Origin of the sequence: Kitasatospora sp. NPDC059648, from assembly GCF_042734825.1 — a bacterium.
GTDB lineage: Bacteria > Actinomycetota > Actinomycetes > Streptomycetales > Streptomycetaceae > Kitasatospora.
In genome coordinates this window covers 20036-41928 of record NZ_JBHWDU010000009.1, presented here as the reverse complement: position 1 = coordinate 41928, position 21893 = coordinate 20036, and the positions used below count along the sequence as shown (strand labels likewise).

Annotated in this window: 23 protein-coding genes; 15 read left to right on the top strand and 8 right to left on the bottom strand. The window is 73.3% G+C overall.

Annotated features, from left to right (window positions below; genetic code table 11):
* Window positions 1-131: 131 nt before the first annotated feature.
* The gene (locus ACFV1W_RS08365; protein WP_380414281.1) at window positions 132-404 is read right to left on the bottom strand and encodes a DUF6343 family protein; all 273 of its coding nucleotides are present in this window, start codon (window positions 402-404) and stop codon (window positions 132-134) included.
* Window positions 405-481: 77 nt separating this feature from the next.
* Between ACFV1W_RS08365 and ACFV1W_RS08360 the strand changes: the two genes are divergently transcribed.
* Window positions 482-700, top strand: a complete 219-nt coding sequence (locus tag ACFV1W_RS08360; RefSeq protein ID WP_380414280.1) for an I78 family peptidase inhibitor — start codon at window positions 482-484, stop codon at window positions 698-700.
* A gap of 20 nt (window positions 701-720) precedes the next feature.
* Here the strand turns inward: ACFV1W_RS08360 and ACFV1W_RS08355 are convergent, their stop codons facing one another.
* Both ACFV1W_RS08355 and fabG read right to left on the bottom strand, forming a co-directional pair.
* Entirely contained in the window at window positions 721-1563 is an 843-nt protein-coding gene (locus ACFV1W_RS08355) for a phosphatase PAP2 family protein (RefSeq protein ID WP_380414278.1), read from the bottom strand.
* Between the two features lie 232 nt (window positions 1564-1795).
* On the bottom strand, window positions 1796-2563 hold the full coding sequence (fabG, locus tag ACFV1W_RS08350; protein ID WP_030281264.1) for a 3-oxoacyl-ACP reductase FabG: 768 nt from the start codon (window positions 2561-2563) through the stop codon (window positions 1796-1798).
* A gap of 402 nt (window positions 2564-2965) precedes the next feature.
* Between fabG and ACFV1W_RS08345 the strand changes: the two genes are divergently transcribed.
* Window positions 2966-3832, top strand: a complete 867-nt coding sequence (locus ACFV1W_RS08345; RefSeq protein ID WP_380414275.1) for a MarR family winged helix-turn-helix transcriptional regulator — start codon at window positions 2966-2968, stop codon at window positions 3830-3832.
* 222 nt (window positions 3833-4054) lie between these two features.
* Here the strand turns inward: ACFV1W_RS08345 and ACFV1W_RS08340 are convergent, their stop codons facing one another.
* On the bottom strand, window positions 4055-4918 hold the full coding sequence (locus tag ACFV1W_RS08340; protein WP_380414274.1) for an aldo/keto reductase: 864 nt from the start codon (window positions 4916-4918) through the stop codon (window positions 4055-4057).
* Window positions 4919-5401: 483 nt separating this feature from the next.
* Here ACFV1W_RS08340 and ACFV1W_RS08335 point away from each other — a divergent pair, with 483 nt between their 5' ends.
* The 12 genes from ACFV1W_RS08335 (at window position 5402) to ACFV1W_RS08280 (ending at window position 16669) form a co-directional block, all read left to right on the top strand.
* A complete protein-coding gene (locus ACFV1W_RS08335) occupies window positions 5402-7162 on the top strand; it encodes an ABC transporter transmembrane domain-containing protein (protein WP_380414272.1) in 1761 nt (586 codons plus the stop codon).
* 97 nt (window positions 7163-7259) lie between these two features.
* Window positions 7260-9032 (top strand): ABC transporter ATP-binding protein, encoded by a 1773-nt coding sequence (locus ACFV1W_RS08330; RefSeq protein WP_380414271.1) that lies wholly within the window; start codon window positions 7260-7262, stop codon window positions 9030-9032.
* Window positions 9033-9173: 141 nt separating this feature from the next.
* Window positions 9174-9419, top strand: coding sequence for a lipopolysaccharide assembly protein LapA domain-containing protein (locus ACFV1W_RS08325; RefSeq protein WP_380414269.1), 246 nt, complete (start codon window positions 9174-9176; stop codon window positions 9417-9419).
* A gap of 47 nt (window positions 9420-9466) precedes the next feature.
* Window positions 9467-10195 carry an amino acid ABC transporter ATP-binding protein gene (locus tag ACFV1W_RS08320; protein ID WP_380414434.1) on the top strand — a complete coding sequence of 243 codons (729 nt, stop codon included), beginning with the start codon at window positions 9467-9469 and terminating at the stop codon, window positions 10193-10195.
* A gap of 10 nt (window positions 10196-10205) precedes the next feature.
* Window positions 10206-11129 carry a glutamate ABC transporter substrate-binding protein gene (locus ACFV1W_RS08315; RefSeq protein ID WP_380414267.1) on the top strand — a complete coding sequence of 308 codons (924 nt, stop codon included), beginning with the start codon at window positions 10206-10208 and terminating at the stop codon, window positions 11127-11129.
* A 12-nt stretch (window positions 11130-11141) separates the two neighbouring features.
* The gene (locus ACFV1W_RS08310) at window positions 11142-11786 is read left to right on the top strand and encodes an amino acid ABC transporter permease (protein WP_380414265.1); all 645 of its coding nucleotides are present in this window, start codon (window positions 11142-11144) and stop codon (window positions 11784-11786) included.
* A complete protein-coding gene (locus ACFV1W_RS08305; protein ID WP_380414263.1) occupies window positions 11783-12649 on the top strand; it encodes an amino acid ABC transporter permease in 867 nt (288 codons plus the stop codon). Before ACFV1W_RS08310 ends, ACFV1W_RS08305 begins: the two co-directional genes overlap by 4 nt.
* 152 nt (window positions 12650-12801) lie before the next feature.
* Window positions 12802-13707: a LysR family transcriptional regulator gene (locus ACFV1W_RS08300; RefSeq protein ID WP_033348451.1), complete on the top strand. Its 906-nt coding sequence runs from the start codon at window positions 12802-12804 to the stop codon at window positions 13705-13707.
* A 108-nt stretch (window positions 13708-13815) separates the two neighbouring features.
* Window positions 13816-14397, top strand: coding sequence for a cysteine dioxygenase (locus ACFV1W_RS08295; RefSeq protein WP_380414261.1), 582 nt, complete (start codon window positions 13816-13818; stop codon window positions 14395-14397).
* A gap of 14 nt (window positions 14398-14411) precedes the next feature.
* Window positions 14412-15470, top strand: coding sequence for a YeiH family protein (locus tag ACFV1W_RS08290; RefSeq protein WP_380414432.1), 1059 nt, complete (start codon window positions 14412-14414; stop codon window positions 15468-15470).
* 158 nt (window positions 15471-15628) lie between these two features.
* Complete coding sequence (locus ACFV1W_RS08285) at window positions 15629-16339, top strand: spermidine synthase (RefSeq protein ID WP_380414260.1); 711 nt, start codon at window positions 15629-15631, stop codon at window positions 16337-16339.
* Window positions 16340-16402: 63 nt separating this feature from the next.
* The gene (locus ACFV1W_RS08280; RefSeq protein WP_380414258.1) at window positions 16403-16669 is read left to right on the top strand and encodes a hypothetical protein; all 267 of its coding nucleotides are present in this window, start codon (window positions 16403-16405) and stop codon (window positions 16667-16669) included.
* 117 nt (window positions 16670-16786) lie between these two features.
* On the opposite strand, the gene ACFV1W_RS08275 is transcribed toward ACFV1W_RS08280, so the two are convergent.
* The 3 genes from ACFV1W_RS08275 to ACFV1W_RS08265 form a co-directional block, all read right to left on the bottom strand.
* Window positions 16787-18361 carry a hypothetical protein gene (locus ACFV1W_RS08275; RefSeq protein ID WP_380414256.1) on the bottom strand — a complete coding sequence of 525 codons (1575 nt, stop codon included), beginning with the start codon at window positions 18359-18361 and terminating at the stop codon, window positions 16787-16789.
* A gap of 140 nt (window positions 18362-18501) precedes the next feature.
* Window positions 18502-19377, bottom strand: coding sequence for a TetR/AcrR family transcriptional regulator (locus ACFV1W_RS08270; RefSeq protein ID WP_380414254.1), 876 nt, complete (start codon window positions 19375-19377; stop codon window positions 18502-18504).
* Between the two features lie 130 nt (window positions 19378-19507).
* Complete coding sequence (locus ACFV1W_RS08265) at window positions 19508-20026, bottom strand: NUDIX hydrolase (protein ID WP_380414253.1); 519 nt, start codon at window positions 20024-20026, stop codon at window positions 19508-19510.
* Between the two features lie 85 nt (window positions 20027-20111).
* On the opposite strand from ACFV1W_RS08265, the gene ACFV1W_RS08260 reads away from it, so the two are divergent.
* On the top strand, window positions 20112-21332 hold the full coding sequence (locus ACFV1W_RS08260; RefSeq protein ID WP_380414251.1) for a serine hydrolase domain-containing protein: 1221 nt from the start codon (window positions 20112-20114) through the stop codon (window positions 21330-21332).
* A gap of 18 nt (window positions 21333-21350) precedes the next feature.
* Here ACFV1W_RS08260 and ACFV1W_RS08255 read toward each other — a convergent pair whose 3' ends face one another.
* Window positions 21351-21674, bottom strand: coding sequence for a nuclear transport factor 2 family protein (locus ACFV1W_RS08255; protein WP_380414249.1), 324 nt, complete (start codon window positions 21672-21674; stop codon window positions 21351-21353).
* Between the last annotated feature and the right edge of the window lie 219 nt (window positions 21675-21893).

The window sequence follows — 21893 nt, the reverse complement described above, 5'->3', positions numbered from 1 at the left end:
TCTCGTGTGGGCTCGGGGGGGGGGGGGGCCCTCGGCCCGCCCGTGTTTCACCCCGGGGGGGGCCCCCGGGGGGGGGGGGGGGGGGGGGGCGGCGGGCCGCCCCCCCCCCCCACTCCGGGGGAGACACCGCGTCAGAGCTCGGTCCGGCGGCGCCGGATGACCACCACGAGGTCGACGACGGCGAACAGGGTGATCAGCCCGAGGGCGATCGCGAAACCGGTCAGGGTGCCCCGGCTGGGCGCACCGTTCACCGGCGAGGAGGCCGCCCAGAGCGCGAAGCCCACCGTCCCCAGCGCGAACAGCGGGGTGAAGGTCAGCGCGAGCAGATAGCGGAGCTTGAGGTCGCTGCGGGCGGTGGCGGGCTCCGTGCCGCTGCGCCAACGTCGCTGGGTGGTGGTGCGCATCGCCGTTCACCTCCGGGCCGCGCGGGTGGGGGCTACGATTCCAGCGTACGTCCGAGGGGGAGAGCCGGGGAGGCGCGATGACGGGGGCGGACGCCGCGGGGGCGGGCACGGCGGGCGAGGACGCCGAGGGGTACGCGGGGCTGCGGATCGAGCGGGCCCGGGAGCTGGCCCGGCGGCACGGCTGGGCCTCGGCCCGGGTGCTGGAGCCGGGCCAGCTGATCACCATGGAGTACCGGGAGGGGCGGCTCAACCTCGCGGTGCGGGACGGTGTGGTCGAGCGCAGCTGGGAGGGATAGGCGCTCCCGGGCGGTCGGGCTCAGCGCGCGAACCGTCGGTGGAGGCGCTGCTCGGCGACGGCGACCAGCGGTTCCAGCAGCGGCAGGGAGAGCAGTACCAGCAGCCCGGCGGCCCAGCCGGCCAGCACGTCGGAGACCCAGTGGGTGCCCAGGTAGACGGTGGTCAGGCCGATCGAGCAGGCGGTGGCGGCGGCGACCGCCGCGCCGGTGCGCCGCCAGCGGACGGCGAGGTAGGCGAGCACGCCCCAGGTGACCACGGCGTTGGCGGTGTGGCCGGAGGGGAAGATGGTGCCGCCGGAGAACAGCTCGGGAGAGCCGACGTACTGGGCGTAGTGCGGACCGAGCCGGCCGGTGACGATCTTGACCGCGCCTACCGTGATGTTGAGCAGCAGCAGGGCGACGCCCATCACCAGCAGCGGTCGCAGCCGGCCGAGCCGGCGGGCGCGCCAGAGCAGCCAGGCGAAGGCGGCGATGGCGCTGGGCCCGCGCTGGCCGACCACCACCCAGGCGTTGAGCACCGGCTCCAGGCTGGGCCACCGCTCGTACGGGCGCAGCAGGCGGACCGACCAGTCGAGGTCGACCAGGTCGGTGTTGAGCAGCACCCCGGCCAGCACCAGCAGGTAGACCGCGAAGGTCCCGGCGAACAGGGCGGCCCGGCGGCGGCTCATCGGGGGCCAGCCGGGCTCGCCGCGGTCGCGGGCGGTCGGGTCGGGTCCGGTGAGGCCGGGTCCGGTCAGACCGGAGCGGGTCGGGCCGGGCGAGCGGGCCGGGGCGCGGTCGGGGGCCGGGAGTTCCCTGCGGTCGTCGGTGCGGTGTTCCGGCTCCTGCCGCGGAATGCGAGCGGCGGTACTTCTGGATTGCACGAGGGTGACCATACCCACCCGACCGGGAGTATCCCGGAGCAAATTGTCATTTTCCCGGGAAATCGACAATTAGGTCACCCGCGGGTGACCCGGGGAGTGATTTCCAGTATTCCGGGATCGAATGCCCGTGTGGTCTTCGAATGATTCTGCAAAAGCCCCGGTAAAGAAAACGGAGCGGGAGGCCGGTCGGCCCGGCTTCCCACTCCGTGGTAACCCTGTGTAGGTTCCGTGCTCAGTCGAGGGGGCCGCCCGCGACGTAGATCACCTGGCCGGAGACGAAGCCGGCGCCCTCGCCGGCGAGGAAGGAGATGGTGTTGGCGACGTCCTCCGGCTCGCCGACCCGCTGGACCGGGATCTGGGAGGCCGCGGCCCGCTTGAAGTCCTCGAAGTCCATGCCGACCCGGGCTGCGGTGGCCGCGGTCATGTCCGTGGCGATGAAGCCGGGAGCGACGGCGTTGGCCGTGATGCCGAACTTGCCCAGCTCGATGGCCAAAGTCTTGGTGAAGCCCTGCAGGCCGGCCTTGGCGGCGGAGTAGTTGGCCTGACCGCGGTTGCCCTGGGCGGACGAGGAGGACAGGTTGACGATGCGGCCGAAACCGGCGTCCACCATGTGCTTCTGCACCGCGCGGGTCATCAGGAAGGCGCCGCGCAGGTGAACGTTCATGACCGTGTCCCAGTCGGACTCGGACATCTTGAAGAGGAGGTTGTCGCGGAGCACGCCCGCGTTGTTGACCAGTACGACGGGGGCGCCGAGCTCGGCGACCACCCGGTCGACGGCGGCCTGGACCTGCTCGGCGTCCGAGACGTCGGCGCCGACGGCCAGGGCCCGCCCGCCGGCGGCCGTGATCCGGTCGACGGTGTCCTTGCCGGCCGCCTCGTCCAGGTCCAGGACCGCGACCGCGTAGCCGTCGGCGGCCAGCCGCACGGCGGTGGCGGCGCCCAGCCCGCGGGCGGCGCCGGTGACGACCGCGACCCGGGGGGCGGTGCTCTGCTCGGTCATGCTCGCTCTCGTCTCTCTCGGGGGTGCCTCCGGGGAGTGCCCCCGGAGAGGGTGCCCACACCCTACCGGCGGGTAGGGATGGCGGCCAGGGTGGAGAGACGCAGGTGACGGTCGGTAAGGACCGACCGGTCGGCTTTCTGCTGAGAACGGGTTACTGCAAGGGCGTGGCAGCGCGTAAATATGCCAATGTTGCCGAACCTGCGTCTACTATCCGCCCCTGCCTGCCAGCAAGGGCCCGCCGTTTGTATAGTGTCCGCCAGCAGCCACCGGCTGCACGGCTGGAGCGCCCTCCCTCATAGCTGGACGCCCACTCGCCGTTACTGCCCCACCCGGGTGTCCCACACACACCGGGTGTGACATCGGGACGGATACATGGTGCTGGGGGAGATCCCGACAACCCGCGTGTCCGCGCGACTGCAGCAGTCGCCCGGACACCTCATTCGCGTTGCGCAGCAGGTCCACACCCGTCTGTGGTCCGAGCACGTCGGAGCCGATCTCACGGCTCCGCAGTTCGCGGTCCTGCTGGTGCTCGCCCTCGAACCGGGCGCGGACCAGCGGACGGTCGGCGAGCGCGCCTCGCTCGACAAGGCCACGATGGCGGAGATGGTCGCGCGGCTGGTCCGCCGCGGCCTCGTGCTGCGAAGGCGTGACCCGGCCGACGGCCGGCGCAAGCTGCTCGCCCTCTCGCAGAGCGGCGCCCAGGCGGTGCGCGAGGCCACCGGTGGTGTGGTCCGCGTCCAGCGGGTGCTGTTCGAGCCGCTCACGCCCGAGGAGCAGGTCGAGATCGTCCGGGTGATGGCCAAGATAGCCAGGCTGGAGCCCGCGGCGGTGGCCGTCTTCTCCGACGCCCGGCCGATACTGGACGCCCAGCGGGCGATCGGCTACCTGATCAGGGTCGGCCAGCAGGTGCACACCAAGCTCTGGTCGGAGCACGTCGGGGCGGAGCTGACGGCTCCGCAGTTCGCCGTGCTGGACGCGCTGGAGCTGGAGCCGGGCGCGGACCAGCGCACGGTCGGCGAGCTGGCCTCGCTGGACAAGGCCACGATGGCCGAGATGGTCAGCCGGTTGGTGCGCCGCGGTCTGGTGCAGCGCCGGCGGGACCCGTCGGACGGGCGGCGCAACCTGCTCTCGCTCTCACCGGCGGGTCAGGACCTGTTGCACCGCTCGGCCGCCGGGGTGGCCGAGGTCCAGCGGCTGCTGCTCGCGCCGCTGGCGGAGGAGGAGCACGAGGCTGCGCTCGCGCTCATCGCCAAGGCGGCGAGGCTCTAGCCCAAGCTTTGGTAACAACAGCCAAAACGATTCACCAAAGATTCTGAAGTCCTCGGCCGTCGACATCGGCCGGCCGTGGGCGCGGGTGAATCCGGGCACACCGAAGTACCGCTCGTCCTGATCGGAACGGGCGGTACTTCCATATGATCGACTGTCAGATTTCTTCGGACTGTCGTTGTGGGGGGCGCCGGGCCGGTTCGGGCGGCGCCCCCGCGACCGTCGTCAGTTCCAGTCGAACCCCTGCGGGTCCGGGCCGATCCGCTTGCCGGTGGCGACACCCGCGATCGCCGCGAGGTCCTCGGCGTCCAGCTCGAAGCCGGCGACGTCGAGGTTCTCCCGGATGCGGGACGGGGTGACCGACTTCGGGATGGCGATCACGCCGCTCTGCAGGTGCCAGCGGAGCACCACCTGGGCGACCGTGCGGCCGTGCTTCTCGGCGATCTTCGCCAGCGCGGGCTCGGCCAGCAGCTCCCCGCCCTGGCCCAGCGGGCTCCACGCCTCGGTGGCGATGCCGTGCTGGGCGTGGAAGGCCCGCAGCTCCTCCTGAGGGAAGTACGGGTGCAGCTCGACCTGGTTGAGGGCCGGGACGACCGAGGCCTCGTCCAGCAGGCGGGTCAGCTGCTCGGGGCCGAAGTTGGAGACGCCGATCGACTTGACCCGGCCGCCCTCCTTCAGCTGCTCCATGGCCTTCCAGACGTTCAGGAAGGTGCCGTGCATCGGGCGCGGCCAGTGGATCAGGTACAGGTCGATGTAGTCGAGGCCGAGCTTCTCCAGGGAGGCGTCGAACTCGCGCAGCACCGCGTCGCGGCCCTGCTCGCCCGACCAGTCGCGGGTGCCCGAGTTCCACAGCTTGGTGGTGACGTAGAGGTCCTCGCGGGCGAGGCCGCCCGCGAGCGCCTCGGCGATGGCCGCGCCGGTGCCGGTCTCGTTCTCGTAGATCGCGGCGGTGTCGATGGAGCGGTAGCCCGCCTCGATCGCGGTGCGGACCGCGGGGGTGGCCTCGGCGTCGGGCACCTGCCACACGCCGAATCCGAGCTGCGGGATCTGCGTGCCGTCGTTCAGGGTGACGCTGGGGATGTTGCTCACGGGAAGGGATGCCTTCCTGGTCGTCCGTTGGTTCCAGAGGGGGCAACTGGTGCCCCGGCATGATTGTTCCCGCCGTTCGGGCGAATCCTTGGCGAAGCTTTACGACGGCGTGGCGTACGCCGGGGGGCGCGGCGCCGGGGCCTGCGCGACCGGGCCGCGGAAAACCTGTTGCGCGGATCACACCGGGCTTGGCAGGCTCGCGGACATGACCTCCTGAGACCGGGTCCTTCGTGCCCATCCCTCGTCCGTCCGGCGCCTCCGCCGGACGTGTCGACGTCGCCGCGCAGTTGCGCCGCGCGTCCATCGCCCGTCCTCGTGCGTGAGCGGGGCGGCCGCGCCGTACGGCCCGCGCCCATATCTCCCGCGTCCCGGTACCGCCGTACTCCCGTACCTGCGTTCCCCGGTACCTCCGCTCCCTCGCTCCCTCGGTACCTCCGTACCTCCCGCAGCCTTCGCACCCTCGCACCTTCGCATCGGAGTGTCATGCCGCTCACCCCACTGCCGCTGGCCGACCCCGGCAGTCCCGACCTCTCCTCACCCCTGGCCTTCCTCCGCTGGCTCCAGCGCGCCCAGCGGCGCGGGCAGGTCCGCGCCACCTGCTGGGCGCTGGTCGAGATGGGAGCCCAGGCCGCGCTGCCCGTCCCGCTCGGGCACGGCGTCCAGGCCGTCGTCGACGGCGACGCCGGCGGGATCTGGCGGGCCGGCGCGCTCGCCCTGCTGCTGTCCGTCGTCGCCTCGTGCGGCACCGTGCTGCTGCACCGGCAGGCGGTCTGGAACTGGATCCACGCCGCCTGCCACGTACGGCAGTTGGTGGCGGGCCAGGCCTCGCACCTCGGAGCCGGGCTGTCCCGGCGGATCGCCACCGGCGAGGTGGTCGCGGTCGGCAGCGGGGACGTCGAGCGGATCGGCTGGTACGTCGAACTGATCGCCAGGGTCCGGGCCGCGGTGATCGTCTGGCTGGCCGTCAGCACGGTGGTGCTGGTGGTCGAGCCGGTGCTCGGGATCGGGGTGCTGCTCGGCGTCCCGGTGCTGGCCGCCTCGGTCTGGCCGCTGATCGGGCCGTTCGAGCGGCGCTACGAGAAGCAGCGCGAGCTCGGCGGCAAGGCCACCGAGCTGGCCGCCGACACGGTGGCCGGGCTGCGGGTGCTGCGCGGCATCGGCGGCGAGGAGCTGTTCCTGGAGCGCTACCGGACGGCCTCCCAGAAGGTCCGCGCGGCGGCGGTGCGCTCGGCCCGGGTGTGGTCGCTGATGCAGGCCCAACAGGTGCTGCTGCCCGGCCTGTTCGTGGTCGGGGTGACGTGGTACGGCGCCCGGCTGGCGGCCTCCGGAGACCTCGGCGTGGGCACCCTGATCGCGGTCTACGGCGCGACCGCCTTCCTCGCCGCGCCGCTGCGGATCCTGGGCGAGGCGGCGCACGCCTGGAGCGTCGCCCGGGTCTCCGCCGGACGGGCCGCGCGGGTGCTCTCGCTCAGCCGGACGGGCGGCGCGGCCGAGGGCGTGCTGGCGCGGCCGGGCCGGTCCGACCTGCACGACCCGGCCACCGGGCTGACCGCCCGTGCCGGTGAGCTGACCGCCGTGGTCTGCGGGGACCCGGACTTCGCCGGGGCGCTCGCCGAGCGGCTCGGCGGGCACGTCCCGCTGGCCGAGGGCGAGCCGGAACTGCCCTCCGTCCGGCTCGGCGGCACCGAGCTGGACACCGTGCCGCTGGCCGAGGCCCGGGCCGCGGTGCTGGTCCACGACAAGGAGCCGGTGCTGCTCTCCGGCACGCTGGCCGAGCTGTTGGACATCCCGTCCTCCGGTCGGGTGCCGGTGGCCGAGGCGCTCGCCGCGGCCCGCTCCGAGGACGTGCTGGAGGCGCTCCTGGACGGCTCGCCGGAGTGCGCGGGGGATCCGATGCGCGCCCGGATCACCGAGCGCGGGCGCTCGCTGTCCGGCGGCCAGCGCCAGCGGCTGGCGCTGGCCCGCGCGCTGCTGGCCGACCCGCCGGTGCTGGTGCTGGACGAGCCGACCAGCGCGGTGGACGCCCACACCGAATCCCGGATCGCCGCCGGGCTGCGGGAGACCCGGGCCGGGCGCACCACCGTGGTGTTCGCGACCAGCCCGCTGCTGCTCGACCGGGCCGACCGGGTGGTGCTGGTGCGCGACGGCCGGGCGGTCGCAGCCGGTCGGCACCGCGAACTGATGCGCACCGAACCGGCCTACCGGGCCGTGGTCACCCGGGACGAGGAGGCCGCGCCGGTATGAGCGCCCTCGTCCGCGTCGTCCCTGCCGTCCGCCGCCCGGCCTGCAGTCCGGTCTGCAGTCCGGCCCGCTGTCGGGCCCAACCAACGAGGAGTACGTCATGAAGCCCCCCGTCCACGAGGAGCAGGGGCCGGCCACCACCTTGCCGGTCGGCTCCCCGGCCGCCGTGCGCCGCTACCTGGGGCTGCTGGCGCGGCGGCACCGGCGGGGGTTCACCGCCGTGGTGTCGCTGCACTCGGTGGCCACCCTGGCCGGGCTGGTCGGGCCCTGGGTGCTGGGCAGCCTGGTCGAGTCGCTGGCCACCGGCACCGCCGACGCCACCATCGCGGTGGCGGTCGGCTGGTACCTGCTGGCGCTCGCGGTGCAGTCCGCCTTTACCGGCTGGTCGCGGATGCGCGGGTCGGTGCTCGGCGAGCGGGTGCTGGCCGACCTGCGCGAGGACTTCCTGGTCCGCTCGGTCGCGCTGCCGACCGGAGTGCTGGAGCGGGCCGGCACCGGGGACCTGGTCTCCCGGGGCACCACCGACATCGACCGGCTGGACAAGTCGGTGCGCGAGGCGGTGCCCGAACTCGCCGTCGCGGTGGTGTCGTTGCTGCTGGTGGTCGGAGCCCTGCTGGTCACCTCGCCGTTGCTCGCCCTGACCGCGCTGGTCGGGCTGCCACTGCTGCTGGCGAGCTCCCGCTGGTACTTCCGGCGCGCCCCGCAGTCCTACCGCAACGAGTCGGCCGGGTACGCGGCGGTGAGCAACGTGCTGGCCGAGACGGTGGACGCCGGGCGGACGGTCGAGGCGCTGCGCCTGGGCGAGCAGCGGGTCCGGCTGACGGACCGCAAACTGCGCGAGTGGCTGGCCTGGGAGCGCTACACCCTTTGGCTGCGCTCGGTCTGGTTCCCGACCATCGACGCGGTCTACACCTCGGCGGTGCTGGCCACCCTGGTGGTCGGCGGGCTGTTCACCCTCAAGGGCTGGCTCACCGTCGGCCAGTTGACCACCGGCGTCCTGTACGCCCAGATGCTGAGCGGTCCCGTGGACCTGATCCTGCGCTGGTACGACGAGCTGCAGATCGGTCAGGCCTCGCTGGCCCGGCTGGTCGGCGTGCACGAGGTGCCCGAGCACGAGGGGGACGAGTCGGCGCGTCCGGACGGCCGCCGGGTCGAGGCCCGGGACGTCCGCTTCGGCTACCGCGAGGGTGCGGACGTGCTGCACGGGATCAGCCTGGACGTCGCCCCGGGCAGCCGGGTCGCGCTGGTCGGCCCGTCCGGGGCGGGAAAGTCCACCCTCGGTCGGCTGCTGGCCGGGATCTACGCGCCCGGCCGCGGCAGCGTCACCCTCGGCGGGGCGGCGCTGTCCCGGATGCCGGCCGAGCGGGTGCGCTCGGAGGTCGCCCTGGTCAACCAGGAGCACCACGTGTTCGTCGGCACCCTCCGGGACAACCTGCGGCTGGCCGCGCCCGAGGCGGACGACACCGAACTTCGGTCCGCGCTGGACGCGGTGGACGCCGGGGCCTGGGTGGACGCCCTCCCGGAGGGGCTGGACACCGAGGTCGGTTCCGGCGGAACCTCGCTGACCCCGCCCCAGGCCCAGCAGCTCGCCCTGGCCCGGCTGGTGCTGGCCGATCCCCACACCCTGGTGCTGGACGAGGCCACCTCGCTGCTGGACCCGCGGGCCGCCCGGCACCTGGAGCGCTCGCTGTCCCGGGTGCTGGAGGGCCGGACGGTCATCGCCATCGCCCACCGACTGCACACCGCGCACGACGCGGACGTGATCGCGGTGGTCGAGGACGGACGGATCAGCGAGTACGGCAGCCACCCGGAACTGGTCGCGGCCGGCGGCCCGTACGCGGCGCTCTGGCGCTCCTGGCGGGACGAACGCTGAGCATGCCGGACCGGGAGGGCGCGGAAGTGTAGCGGCGGTTCGAAACCCGTACGGGGCCGGATTGCCCCGTACGGGTTACTCCATGGCCCGGATGGGCGCGTAACCGGGCAAAGCGTCAGCCCGGTCAGCAGACTGCTCCGGGTGACCAAGACTTCAGACGGCTCGTCCCGCCGCCGGCGCAGCGAAATCGGCGGGATCCCCACGCGGTACGTCGGGATCGGCGTCATCGTCATCCTCGCGGTGTGGTTCCTCTTCGCCAACCTCGACAAGGTCAAGATCCAGTTCTGGGTGTTCACCGTGACCGCGCCGCTGTGGATCGCGCTGCTGGCGACGCTGGTCGCCGGCGGTGTACTGGGCTGGCTGCTGAAGGGGCGGCGCGGCCGGTGAACACCGTTCCCGAACCGGCCCCGACGGGTCCCCCGGATTTCGCGCCGTTGATCGAGATGCGCGGGGTCAACAAGCACTTCGGCGACCTGCACGTGCTGCAGGACATCGAGCTGACGGTCGGCCGGGGCGAGGTCGTCGTGGTGATCGGCCCGTCCGGCTCCGGCAAGTCCACGCTCTGCCGGGCCATCAACCGGCTGGAGCCGATCGAGCGCGGCACCATCCTGATCGACGGCCAGGCGCTGCCCGCGGAGGGCAAGGGGCTGGCCAAGCTGCGCGCCGAGGTCGGCATGGTGTTCCAGTCCTTCAACCTGTTCGCGCACAGGACCGTGCTGCAGAACGTCTCGCTCGCCCAGATCAAGGTCCGCGGCCGCGGCAAGGCGGAGGCGGACGCCAAGTCCCGCTCGCTGCTGGATCGGGTCGGCCTCTCGGCGCACGCCGACAAGTACCCGGCCCAGCTCTCCGGCGGCCAGCAGCAGCGGGTCGCGATCGCCCGCGCGCTGGCGATGGACCCGAAGGTGCTGCTGTTCGACGAGCCGACCTCGGCGCTCGACCCCGAGATGATCAACGAGGTGCTGGACGTCATGCGCCAGCTCGCCAGCGAGGGCATGACGATGGTGGTGGTCACCCACGAGATGGGCTTCGCCCGGGCCTCCGCGAACCGGGTGGTGTTCATGGCCGACGGACGGATCGTCGAGGACCGGGCCCCGGAGGACTTCTTCAGCGCCCCCGAGAGCGAGCGCGCCCGGGACTTCCTGTCCAAGATCCTGAAGCACTGAGGGCGGCGCCGTGAACCGTACGACGACGCCCACCGCGCGGCCGCGCGGCCGCCTGACCGCCGCCGTCCTGCTGCTCGCCGTGCTGGTGACCGGCTGCGGCAAGCCCGGCACCCCGCCGCCCAAGGGCCCCCAGCCCAGCTCGCTGCCCAGTTACCAGGTGCAGGACGCCTCCTCGATCACCGGCTCGCCGACCCTGGACGCCGCCCGCAACCGGGGTCACCTCGTGGTCGGTGCCAAGGAGGACCAGCCGTACCTGGGCCAGAAGAACCCGGCCACTGGCGTGTACTCCGGCTTCGACATCGAGATCGCCAAGATGCTCGGTGCCTCCCTCGGCTTCCCGCCGGAGAAGATCCAGTTCAAGACCATCGCCTCGGCCAACCGCGAGACCGCGCTGCAGAACGGCCAGGTGGACTACTACGTCGGCACCTACACCATCAACGACAACCGCAAGAAGCTGGTCGGCTTCGCCGGGCCGTACTTCATCGCAGGGCAGTCGCTGCTGGTGCGCAAGAACGACGACAGCATCCACGGGCCGCAGGACCTGGACGGCAAGAAGGTCTGCTCGGCGTCCGGGTCGACCCCGTACCAGCGCATCCAGTCGCAGTACCCCAAGGCGCACCTGATCGGCTACGACACCTACTCGGCGTGCGTGGACAACCTGATCACCGGCCAGGTCGACGCCGTCACCACCGACAACGCGATCCTGCTGGGCTACGCGGCCAAGGTGCCGGACGAGCTCAAGGTGGTGGGCCCGCTGTTCTCGACCGAGCCGTACGGGATCGGCACGCCGAAGAACGACACCGTGCTGCGCGGGGCGCTGAACGACGCCCTGGAGCACCACGAGCGGAACGGTGACTGGAAGAAGGCCTTCGAGGCGACCCTCGGCCTGTCCGGGGAACCCGCGCCGACCCCGCCCGCGATCGACCGGTACTGAGAGGGCCGCCCCGTGAAAACGCTGACCGGCAACTGGTCGATCTACTGGGAGGGCTTCCTCGGCACGCTCTCGCTCTTCGCGCTGAGCGCCGTGCTGTCGCTGGTGCTGGGCGTGCTGATCGCGGGCTTCCGGGTCTCGCCGGTCCGGCCGCTGCGGGCGTTCGGAACGGTGTGGGTGACGGTGCTGCGCAACACGCCGCTGACCCTGCTGTTCTTCATCGTGGTGCTGGGCCTGCCCCGGTTCGACATCACCCTGCCCTTCCACACCTTCGCCGTGCTCGCCCTCGGCTGCTACACCTCGGCCTTCGTCTGCGAGTCGATGCGCTCGGGCATCAACACCGTTCCGCCCGGGCAGGGCGAGGCGGCCCGCAGCCTGGGCATGACCTTCGGACAGACGATGGGCCTGGTGGTGCTGCCGCAGGCGTACCGCTCGGTGGTGGCGCCGATCGGCAGTGTGATGATCGCGCTGGCGAAGAACACGGCGATCGCCGGCTCGTTCAGCGTCACCGAGCTGCTGGGCACCTACCGGACCGTCAACGAGCTGGGCTACAGCATCATCTGGACCTTCTTCTGGATCGCCGTCGGCTACCTGATCATCACCCTGGCCATCAGCGCCGTCTTCAACCTGCTGGAACGACGAGTGGCGGTGTCCCGATGACCGTTGAATCCTCGGCGCTGTACGACGTCCCCGGTCCGAAGGCGCTGGCCCGGCACCGGCTCTACGGCGGGATCGCGCTCCTGCTGATCGCGGCGCTGATCGGCTGGGTCGTCTACATACTGTTCCACACCCAGCAGTTCACCTACGCCAAGTGGGAGCCCTTCACGTACCAGGGCGTGCAGGACCTGTTGCTGCGCGGCCTGGGCAACACCCTTCTGGCCTTCGGCTTGACGGTGCTGTTCGCGCTGCCGTTCGGCGCGCTGTTCGCGGCCGGGCGGCTGTCGGACCACCGGCCGGTGCGCTGGTTCGCCACGCTGGTGGTGGAGTTCTTCCGGGCCATGCCGCTGCTGGTGATGATCTTCTTCGTGTTCGTCGCCCTCAAGGTGCAGCCGGTGTGGGCGCTGGTGACCGGGCTGGTGCTCTACAACGGCTCGGTGCTGGCCGAGGTGTTCCGGGCCGGTGTGCTCGCGGTGCCCAAGGGCCAGCGGGAGGCGGCGTACGCGCTGGGCATGCGCAAGACCCAGGTGATGACGTACGTGCTGGTGCCGCAGGCCAACCGGGCGATGCTGCCGGCCATCATCAGCCAGCTGGTGGTCGCGCTCAAGGACACCTCGCTGGGCTTCCTGATCACCTTCGAGGAGTTCCTGCACGCGGGCAAGCTGATCGCCACCAACCTGGACTACGACCTGCCGTTCATCCCGGTGGTGATGGTGATCGCGCCGATCTACATCGGCATGTGTCTGCTGCTGTCCTGGCTCGCCCGCTGGGTCGAGCGGAGCAGCCGCCGCAGTCCGAGCGTGCGGGGCGGGGCACCGGTGGCCAAGGCGGAGGTGGCGATGGGGCTGCCGCCGTCGGCGCAGTAGAGGGCCCGACGCGGTGTGAGTCCCCTTGGCGTGGGACGGCTGGTTCGGGTCTGAACCATAGGTGCGGGTGGGGTCGGGACCAGGACCTCCAAATTCCTCTTATGATTGCGGAGGCAGGCGACAGACGACCGGGCGGAGGGGCCATGGAGCCGGTGTTCGACTCGCGGCACATCAGGACGTTCCACGAGGTCGTCCGAGCCGGTTCCTACTCGGCCGCGGCCCGGGAGCTCGGCTACACCCAGCCCGCCATCACCCAGCAGATGAAGGCCCTCGAACGCACCGTCGGCGTCCCGCTGTTCACTCGCGCCGGCCGCGGCCTGCGGCTCACCGAGGCGGGCGAGGCGCTCTCCCGGCACGCCGAACTGATCCTCGGCAGCCTCTCCGCCGCCCAGCAGCAGCTCGCCGCGCTCGCCCGGCTGCGCGCCGGGCGGGTACGGGTCTGCGCCTTCCCCAGCGCCAACGCCACCCTGATACCGGAGGCGATGGCCCGGCTGCTCGCCGAGCACCCCGGCGTCCGGGTCGAGCTGCTGGAGGCCGAGCCGCCGGACTCCGTCCAGCGGCTGTTGCGCGGCGAGTGCGACATCGCGCTGGCCTTCCGCTACCCGGGCCAGGCCACCGAGGTGCCGGACGGGCTGGACGAGATCCCGCTGATGGAGGACCTGCTCACCGTGCTGCTGCCGGTCGGCCACCCGCTCGGCCGCCGGCACGCCGTCCGGCTGGCCGACCTCGACGGCGAGCGCTGGATCGCCGGCTGCCCGCGCTGCCGGGCCAACCTGCTGCACGTCTGCGCGGAGGAGGGCTTCGCGCCGGACATCGTGTTCTCCACCGACGACAACCTCGCGGTGCAGAGCCTGGTCGCCGCCGGGGTCGGCATCGCGCTGATGCCCGCGCTGGTGCTCTCCTTCATGTGCCACCGCAAGGTCACCGGGCGGGCCGTCGAGCCGCACCTGCGCCGGCAGGTGAGCGCGTACGTGCTGCGCGAGCACCGGCGGATCCCGGCCACCGCGCTGGTGCTGGACCACCTGCGCCAGGCGGCGGCGAGCCGGGTCGGGTGCTGAGGCCGGCCGAGTTCCGGCCCGGGCTGCTCCGTTCCATAAGCGCGAATGGGGGTGTTGCTTAGGAACCCTCGTTGGACCTGATAGGTCGGTTGGTCCGAACCTGCTGATATGACATCCTCAGCCACGGTCGGCAGCGACCGGCTCACCGAGCGGATGGCCGCGCTGGTCAGCGAGATCCGCGCCGTCGTGGACCGCGGACTGCCTCCCGAACTCACCGCGTACCTGGTCGGCGAACGCCTCGCCCCGCACCTGCTCACCTCCCCCGAGGGGCCTGACGCCCTGCTGACCCCCGCCCAGCGCGAGGGCGACCCGCAGCGCTACCGCCAGCACGTCTTGCACGCCGAGGCGGACGGCAGCTTCTCCGTCGTCGCCCTGGTCTGGCTGCCCGGCCAGCACACCCCGATCCACGACCACGTCTCCTGGTGCGTGGCCGGGGTCCACCAGGGCCAGGAGAGCGAGACCCGCTACCGGCTGGTCTCCGACGGGCGCAGCTCCCGGCTGGTCGAGACCGAGCACGTGGCCGGCCCGGCCGGGACGGTCGCCGCCTTCGCCCCGCCCGGCGACATCCACCTGGTGCGCAACGCCTGCAGCACCACCGCCATCTCCATCCACGTGTACGGCGCGGACGTCTCGCGGCTCGGCACCAGCATCCGGCGGGTCTACCGGCTCCCCGCCGACCAGGAGCGGTGAGCGGCGGCGTGGCACTGACCCTCCGGGAGCGGGCCGCCCGCACCCGCTCACTGCCCCCGCTCGGCGGGGACGCCCCCGGCCTGCTGCTCGCGGCGGCCGGGGTGGCCGCCGCGGTCGCCGTCCACGCGGCCGTCCCGGCCGTGCCCAAGCTCACCGCCGCCGTCGTGCTCGGCATGGCGGCCGCCCACCTGCCCGGGCTGCGCCCGGTGGTCCGCGGGGTCGCCCGGCCGGGGCTGTCGACGGCCGGGAAGCGGCTGATGCGGCTCGGGATCGTCCTCCTCGGGCTCAAGCTCAGCCTGGACGACGTGCTCGGCCTCGGCTGGGCCACCGTCGCCATGGTGCTCACCGTGGTCGCCGCGACCTTCGCCGGCACGCTCTGGCTGGGCCGACGGCTCGGACTGCCGGGGGACCAGCCGCTGCTGGTCGCCACCGGCTACTCGATCTGCGGGGCCTCGGCGATCGGCGCGGTCAGCCAGGCGGCCGGCAGCGAGGAGGAGGACGTCGCCTCCTCGGTCGCGCTGGTCACCCTGTGCGGGACGCTGGCGATCGCCGTACTGCCGCTGCTGCAGCACCCGTTGGGGCTCGGCGAGATCGAGTTCGGGCGCTGGGTCGGCGCGAGCGTGCACGACGTCGGGCAGGTGGTCGCCACCGCGCAGACCGGCGGTCCCGGCGCCCTGCGCGAGGCGGTGCTGGTCAAGCTGATGCGGGTGGTGCTGCTGGCGCCGCTGGTCGCGGGTGTCGCCGTGATGGTGCGGCGCCACGCGCGCAGGGCCTCGGCCGGCAGTGCGGACGGTGTGGCCAGGAGCGGCAGCCGGCCGCCCTTCGTGCCGCTGTTCGTGGCCGGGTTCCTGGCGATGATCGTGCTGCGCACCACCGGGGTGCTGCCCGAGCGGGCGCTCACGCTGGCCGGGGACGCCCAGGAACTGCTGCTCGCCGCCGCGCTGTTCGGGCTGGGGAGCGCGGTGCACCTGCCGACCATGGTGCGGACCGGCGGCCGGATCGCGCTGCTCGGGCTCGGCTCGTGGGTGGTCGTCGCCGGTGTGTCCTACGCGGGGGTGCTGATCACGACCTGACGGGGCGGCTCGCGTCCGGGCCGGGCCCTTTCGGGGCCCGGCCCTGTCCTTGGGGCCATTTTTTTTCACGGGCCGGACGTGTGCGGACTCGGTTATTGTCGGGCGGGTGATCGCCCGTACCGGGACGATCCCGCTGCCGAGTCCGTCGAGGAGGACGCATGACCACCGCACTGCCCGAACGGGACGGCCCCGAGGCCGTCGTCACCCTCGACCGGCGGCAGGGCCCGTTCGGCGAGGTGGTGTTGCGGCAGCGCGGACGGCACTACGAGATCATCGCCAACGGGTGCTTCCTGATGGACACCGCCGACGGACGCTCCGAGCGGCTGCTGGTCCAGGCGGCGCTGGACGAGCTGGACCGGACCGGCGCAGACGTGGCCGCGCCGTCGGTGCTGATCGGCGGGCTCGGGGTCGGCTTCTCGCTCGCGTACGCGGTTGCGGAGCCGCGCTGGGGGCGGATCGCCGTCGTCGAGCGGGAGAGCGCGATCATCGACTGGCACCGCAGCGGCCCGCTGGGCGGCTTCTCCGACGGTGCGCTGGACGACGAGCGGGTCGCGGTGATCCACACCGACCTGCTGGCGTACCTGGCGGCGTCCGACGGCGAGCGCTACGACGCGCTGTGCCTGGACATCGACAACGGTCCGGACTGGACCGTCACCGATTCCAACTCCGGGCTGTACGGGGCCGACGGGCTCGCGGTGCTGTGGCACCGGCTGCGGCCGGGCGGGGTGCTGGCGGTGTGGAGCGCACAGCCGTCGGCGGACTTCGAGGAGGCGCTGCGGGCCGCGGGTTTCGCGGACGTGGTCAGCCGGGAGGTTCCGGTGAGCCGGGGTGTGCCGGACGTGGTGCACCTGGCGCGGCGCTTCGGCTGAACAGGGCCGCCGCTCGCTCCGGTTGGCGAGGGCGGCCGCCAACTGGCCGGAGGCCCGTGCCGGTTGGGTCCCGTCCGGGGTCGTGCGGCCGACTGCTGGCGCGGGTGCCAGTGGTGCACCGGTGCGGTCGAGCGGACGGTGGTGTTCGTGGTGGACGGCGGGACGCCTTCGGAGCGGATCGCGGCCGAGCTCCGACGCCGGATCGCGGCAGGGGAGTTGAAGCCGGGCGCCCGGGTGTCGTCCCCTCGGCGGATCATCCGGGAGCGGGGCGTGGCGGTGGCCACCGCGACCAAGGTGTGGCGTCCGGCCGGGTGCCCGACTGACAACTGACGACTGACAACTGACGACTGACAACTGACGACTGACACGGTTCAGCGAACGAAATCTGAAATCTGTCAGTTGTCAGTCGTCGGCGGTACTCCCGGCTCGGCCGGCCTCCGTCCGGTCTCAGCCGAACGGCCGGTGCTCCGGCTCCGCCTCGGCGTCGGCCGTGGCCTCCGCCTGCGGCTCGTCCGAGGTCGGAGCCAGACCCGAGATGCCGAAGGGGTCGAAGTCCGGCGGCGGGATCATGACCGGCGTGCCCTTGCGCTCGACCCGCTCCGTGCCGACGGCCGCGGCAGCGGCGTCCGCCGCCGCCTCCTCCTGCGCGACGGGTGCGAAGGGGTTGAAGTCCGCGGGCGGGATGCGCACCGGCGTGCCGCGCAGGTGCACCGGCTTCTCCTCCGGTTCCCCGGCCACCGGCGCAGCGGTCGGCGCGGGGGCGGGGGCGGTGGTAGGAGCCGCGGGAGGCGGCACCGGCACCGGCACCGGCACCGGCGCCGACGCGGGCGCGGCCGCCGCCGTGAGCGGCACGCCGTCCCAGCCGAACTGGATGCTCTTCAGCAGCTCCGCGAACGCCTCCGTGTACATCTCCCAGTCCTCCGGCCGGGCCGTGGACAGCTGGGCGCACAGCACGGATCCGCCGTCCGGCAGCGGCACGAAGGCCTGGACGGCCGAGGTGACGAGCCAGCGGCGCTGCCCGTCGGCGGCCAGCGGTCCGGGCACCGGGACGGTCCGCCCCTCCACCAGGACGGCGGCCGGACCGGCGGGCAGCAGCACCGTCCAGACCTCGGCGTGCCGCCGTACGGTGGCCAGCTCGGTGGCGAACGCGGTGATCGGCAGCGGGTGGCGGGCGAGCGAGATGACCAGCGTGGCCTCGGAGGCGCGCCCGTCGACCTCCAGCGCGCACACGCCCGCGTAGCGGACGCCCGCGTCCTGCACCAGGTCGGTCAGGGTCGCCGCGATCACCGCGAAGTCGCGGCGCGGCTCCGGGCCGGTGGCGCTGAACAGTTCCTCGGCGACCTCGGCCAGGTGCCCGGTCAGCTCGGTGGCCGCCGCCACGGTGGCCCGGTCGGCCCCGTCGGCGTCCGCGGCACCGTCACCGCCGTCCGGAAGCGGGGGCACCGTACGGGCGGAGGCCCCGGCGGGCCCGCCGGGGGAGGTCAGCGGGTGGAAGCCCGGCGGGACGACCAGCCGGACCTCGGTGCCCGCGTCGGTGGCGAGTTCGACCGGCTGCCGGGTCTGCTGCCCGGCCGCCAGCGCGGCCAGCGCCGGGGCGAACGGCGGGCGCAGCTTGGCGTCCGCGAACTCGCCGGTGACCGGCAGCTGGAACAGCGCGGCCGAGGTGGTGCCCCGGTCGGCGATGGCGCCGCGCACGGCTCCGCCGCCGTAGCGCTGGTGCAGCGCGGCGGTGACCCGGTCGGCGACCCGCGTGCCGGTGCCCGGCCGGGCCGTGCCGGCGGTGATCACCGTGCCCAGCCGGTCGAGGGCCTCGTGCACCGGCCCGTTGGGGGCCAGGCGCAGGCTGAACAGCGCCTCGGCGGCGGGGTGTTCAGCCGGTTTCAGGGTGCTCAGCACGGCCGCCGGGTGACGCGAGGTGTGCTCGTCGAAGAGGGCGTCGGTGAGGATGCCGAGGGTCGCGCAGACCTGTTCGGCCGCCGCGAAGGGGTTGGCCTCCGCGCTGAACTGGACGTCCTGGGTCAACTGGTGAGCCCCCCCGCTCTGCTCCGTCTGCCGTCGGTGGTTCGGGTGGGACCGGGCCCGCCCGGACGGCGGGCCGTCAGGTCCCCGCCCATTCCTATCAGAGCCCACCGCCGTCGCCGAACCGCAGGATCACCCGATGATCACTCCGTGGGGGCCGCGGCGGAACCCTCCATGGCCTGCGCGGACGCTTCGTCCGCCGACCCGGCGGACTGCGCCCCGCCGGCCAGGGCGGTGACCGCGTCGAGGATGCCGGGCACGGCGAACAGCCCTGCGAGGTCCTGGACCAGCCGCCCGGTGGGCCCGTCGGGCCGCTCGTCGGCGAAGAAGGAGGCCAGCTCGGCGGCGAGCGCGGGCTCCCGGGCGGCGGTCAGGGTGAGCGAGGCGACGAACTCCTGCACCAGGTGCAGCTGCAGCTCCTCCAGCGGAACGGACCGCTCGGCCAGCCACTCCAGCGAGGTGATCTCGGCATTGGCGATCCAGGCCCGGACGGTCAGCCGCAGGCCGGGGCTCGGCGCGGGGACCGCCAGGTGGGCGAGGATCTGGTCGTGCGCGGCCCGGCGCACCTCGTCGATCACCGCAGAGGTGCCCGCGCTGGCCGCGACCGAGCCGCCCCGCAGCAGTGCGGCGAAGCCCGGCCCGTGGCTCTGCACGAAGTCCAGGTAGCGGCCCATCACCCGGTACAGCCGGTCCGACAGAGGGCCCTCCATCGGCTCCTCGAACCGGGCCGAGAGCTCCCGCCCGGCGCGCCGCAGCGACGCCTCGTACAGCGCCTGCTTGCCCGGGAAGTAGTGGTAGACCAGCGGCCGGGAGGCGCCCGCGGCGGCGGCGATGTCGTCGATCGACACCTCCTCCGGCGGGCGCCGGCTGAACAGCTCCAGCGCCACGGCGATCAGCTGCTCCCGCCGCTCGTCCACGCTCAGCCGCCGGCGCGGCCGCTCACCCGCGGCGCCCCGGTCGGGGACGGCGGCGGTCCGTGCTGCGCGGTCGGCCGTCGGCGACGGCGTACGGGAGGCCATGCGCGTCAGCCTATCCGGCGGCCGCCCGCGGGCCCATGCGGCCTGGCCTGCGCTCGTTCCGGACGCTGGACAGACCCGGCCGGAGGGACCCGGCCCGGCCCGCCCGGCCGGACGGGCCGGGGCCTCCGCCCTAGCCGGCCCGGAGTTCCAGGTAGCGGCGGTAGGCCTCCAGGCCGTCGGGCACGAAGGTGTCGCGGGCGAGGCGCTCGGACAGCTCGGCCGGGGTGAGCCAGGCGTGCCAGGCGACCTCGGACTCCTGCGGGGAGACCGGGCCGTCCCACTCCGCCTCGTACATGTCGCACCACCAGGAGAGCTTGCCGCCGTCGGGTTCCCGGAAGAGGAACTTGAAGATCGGCCGCGGGGCGATGCCGTGCACCCCGAGTTCCTCCTCGGCCTCGCGGACGGCGGCCTCGGCGTAGGTCTCGCCGGAGCCGACCACGCCGCCGACCCACATGTCGTACGCGCCGGGGGCGAACAGCTTGGTGTCGGTGCGGCGGTGGACGAAGATCCGGCCGGCCGGATCGCGGACCATGACGAAGACGCAGCGGTGGATCAGCCCCTGCCGGTACACCTCCCCGCGCAGCGCGGTCCCGATCACCCGGTCGTTGTCGTCGACGATGTCCAGCAGCTCTTCGGCAGGATTGCTCATGAGCGACAGGCTAGGGTTTCCGAGCCCGCTTCGAACGCGGGATCGATCAACTGGGCGGCGACGAACGACCTGAGGACGGCACGCGGTGGTGGACATCTGGGGCGAGACGGCCGAGGGGTTCGAGCCCGTACGGGAGGCCTTCGCACGGAACTTCGCCGAGTACGGCGAACTGGGCGCGGCGTTCGCGCTGTACGTGCGCGGGCGCAAGGTGGTCGACCTGTGGGGCGGGGACGCCCGGCCCGAGGTCGGTGGGCGGCCGGCGCCCGCGGTGCCGTGGACGGCGGACACCGCCCAGGTCCTGCGCTCGGTCACCAAGGGCCTGACCGCGGCCACCGCGCTGCTGCTGGCCGAGCGCGGCCTGCTCGACCTGGACGCACCGGTGGCCTCGTACTGGCCGGAGTTCGCGGCGGCCGGCAAGGGCGCGGTGCCGGTGAGCTGGCTGCTGTCGCACCGGGCCGGGGTGCCGGCGCTGGACGTGCCGCTGCGCCTGGAGGACGTCCTGACCTGGGAGCGGGCGGTGGCCGCCGTGGCCGCGCAGGCGCCGGCCTGGGAGCCGGGGACGGCGCACGGCTACCACCCGTACACGTTCGGCTGGCTGGTCGGCGAGGTGGTGCGCCGGGTGAGCGGCCGTACGGTCGGCCAGTACTTCGCCGAGGAGATCGCCCGGCCGCTCGGGCTGGACCTGTGGATCGGGCTGCCGGCCGGCGCCGCGCCCCGGGTCGGCAAGCTGGTCGACCTGCCGGCCCCGGAAGCGGCGCGGACCGGCCCGAGCGGGCTGCGGCTGCGGCCCAAGCAGTCCGTCCGGGACGCCTACCAGGACCCGACCTCGCTGACCGCCCGCGCCTTCGCCTCGGTGCTGCCGGGGGTGAACATGAACGACCCGGCGGTGCAGGCCGCCGAGATCCCGGGCGCGGGCGGCATCGGCACCGCCCGCTCGGTGGCCCGGTTCTACGCGGCGCTGATCGGCGCGGCCGACCGCCCGGACGGCTCCGGCGCGCTGCTGCCGCCGCTGTTCGGTCCGGAGGTGCTGGCCCGCGCGGTCGGGCCGGTGGTGAACGGCCCCGACAAGGTGCTGATCGTCAACTCCACCTTCGGCCTCGGCTTCTGGCGGCACGGCCCGACCGCGCCGATGGCCTCCCCGGCGAGCTTCGGCCACCCGGGCCGGGGCGGCTCGCTGGGCTTCGCCGACCCGGAGCTCGGGCTCGGCTTCGGGTACGTCACCAACGGCATGCAGCCGGGTGTCACCGGGGACGTCCGCTCGCGCAGCCTGATCCGCGCGGTGCGGGAGTGCCTGGGCCTGTCCTGACGCCGCTCGGGTGCCGGGTCAGGCCTGGCCGGTCTCGAAGCGGCTGATCTTCCCGCCGTCGACGGTGAACCGCCAGGCGGTGCGCATCTCGCCCCAGGTCTCGTTGGTGAAGTTGGCGACCAGCGCGTGGCCGCCGGAGGACTCGGTCTGGACGTCCATCCGGCCGTTCGGCCCGAAGATCTCCCGGTCCACCCACTCGTCGAGGTCGCGGTCGGAGCCGTCGTCGGACATGGTGGCGTCCGGGGTGAGCACGCGGAAGAAGGCCTCGCGGTCGCCCGCGTTGACCGCGGTGACGAAGGCCCGCACGGTGGGGTCGGAGAGCTTGGCGGGGGCGATGGTCATGCCGGACTCCCTTGGAGGGATCGGGAACGGGGGAGTCCTGTCTACGGCGTTCGCGGGGGCTGTCCGGGCATGTCGGCGGCGCGTCGGGAAAATCAGCCGATTGATGTGCTTGGATCCCGAACCAGGTGAAATTCCCGGAACAGGGGATTTGCCACGAAAGCCCGCCGCGGGGAGTGGCGGTGGGGGGGGGGGGGCGGCGGGGGCGCACCCCCCCCCCCT

Coding starts and splice junctions, on each gene's coding strand:
- ACFV1W_RS08365 (WP_380414281.1), bottom strand. CDS start 404: ATGCGCACCACCACCCAGCGACGTTGGCGCAGCGGCACGGAGCCCGCC.
- ACFV1W_RS08360 (WP_380414280.1), top strand. CDS start 482: ATGACGGGGGCGGACGCCGCGGGGGCGGGCACGGCGGGCGAGGACGCC.
- fabG (WP_030281264.1), bottom strand. CDS start 2,563: ATGACCGAGCAGAGCACCGCCCCCCGGGTCGCGGTCGTCACCGGCGCC.
- ACFV1W_RS08335 (WP_380414272.1), top strand. CDS start 5,402: ATGCCGCTCACCCCACTGCCGCTGGCCGACCCCGGCAGTCCCGACCTC.
- ACFV1W_RS08330 (WP_380414271.1), top strand. CDS start 7,260: ATGAAGCCCCCCGTCCACGAGGAGCAGGGGCCGGCCACCACCTTGCCG.
- ACFV1W_RS08305 (WP_380414263.1), top strand. CDS start 11,783: ATGACCGTTGAATCCTCGGCGCTGTACGACGTCCCCGGTCCGAAGGCG.
- ACFV1W_RS08295 (WP_380414261.1), top strand. CDS start 13,816: ATGACATCCTCAGCCACGGTCGGCAGCGACCGGCTCACCGAGCGGATG.
- ACFV1W_RS08285 (WP_380414260.1), top strand. CDS start 15,629: ATGACCACCGCACTGCCCGAACGGGACGGCCCCGAGGCCGTCGTCACC.
- ACFV1W_RS08270 (WP_380414254.1), bottom strand. CDS start 19,377: ATGGCCTCCCGTACGCCGTCGCCGACGGCCGACCGCGCAGCACGGACC.
- ACFV1W_RS08265 (WP_380414253.1), bottom strand. CDS start 20,026: ATGAGCAATCCTGCCGAAGAGCTGCTGGACATCGTCGACGACAACGAC.
- ACFV1W_RS08255 (WP_380414249.1), bottom strand. CDS start 21,674: ATGACCATCGCCCCCGCCAAGCTCTCCGACCCCACCGTGCGGGCCTTC.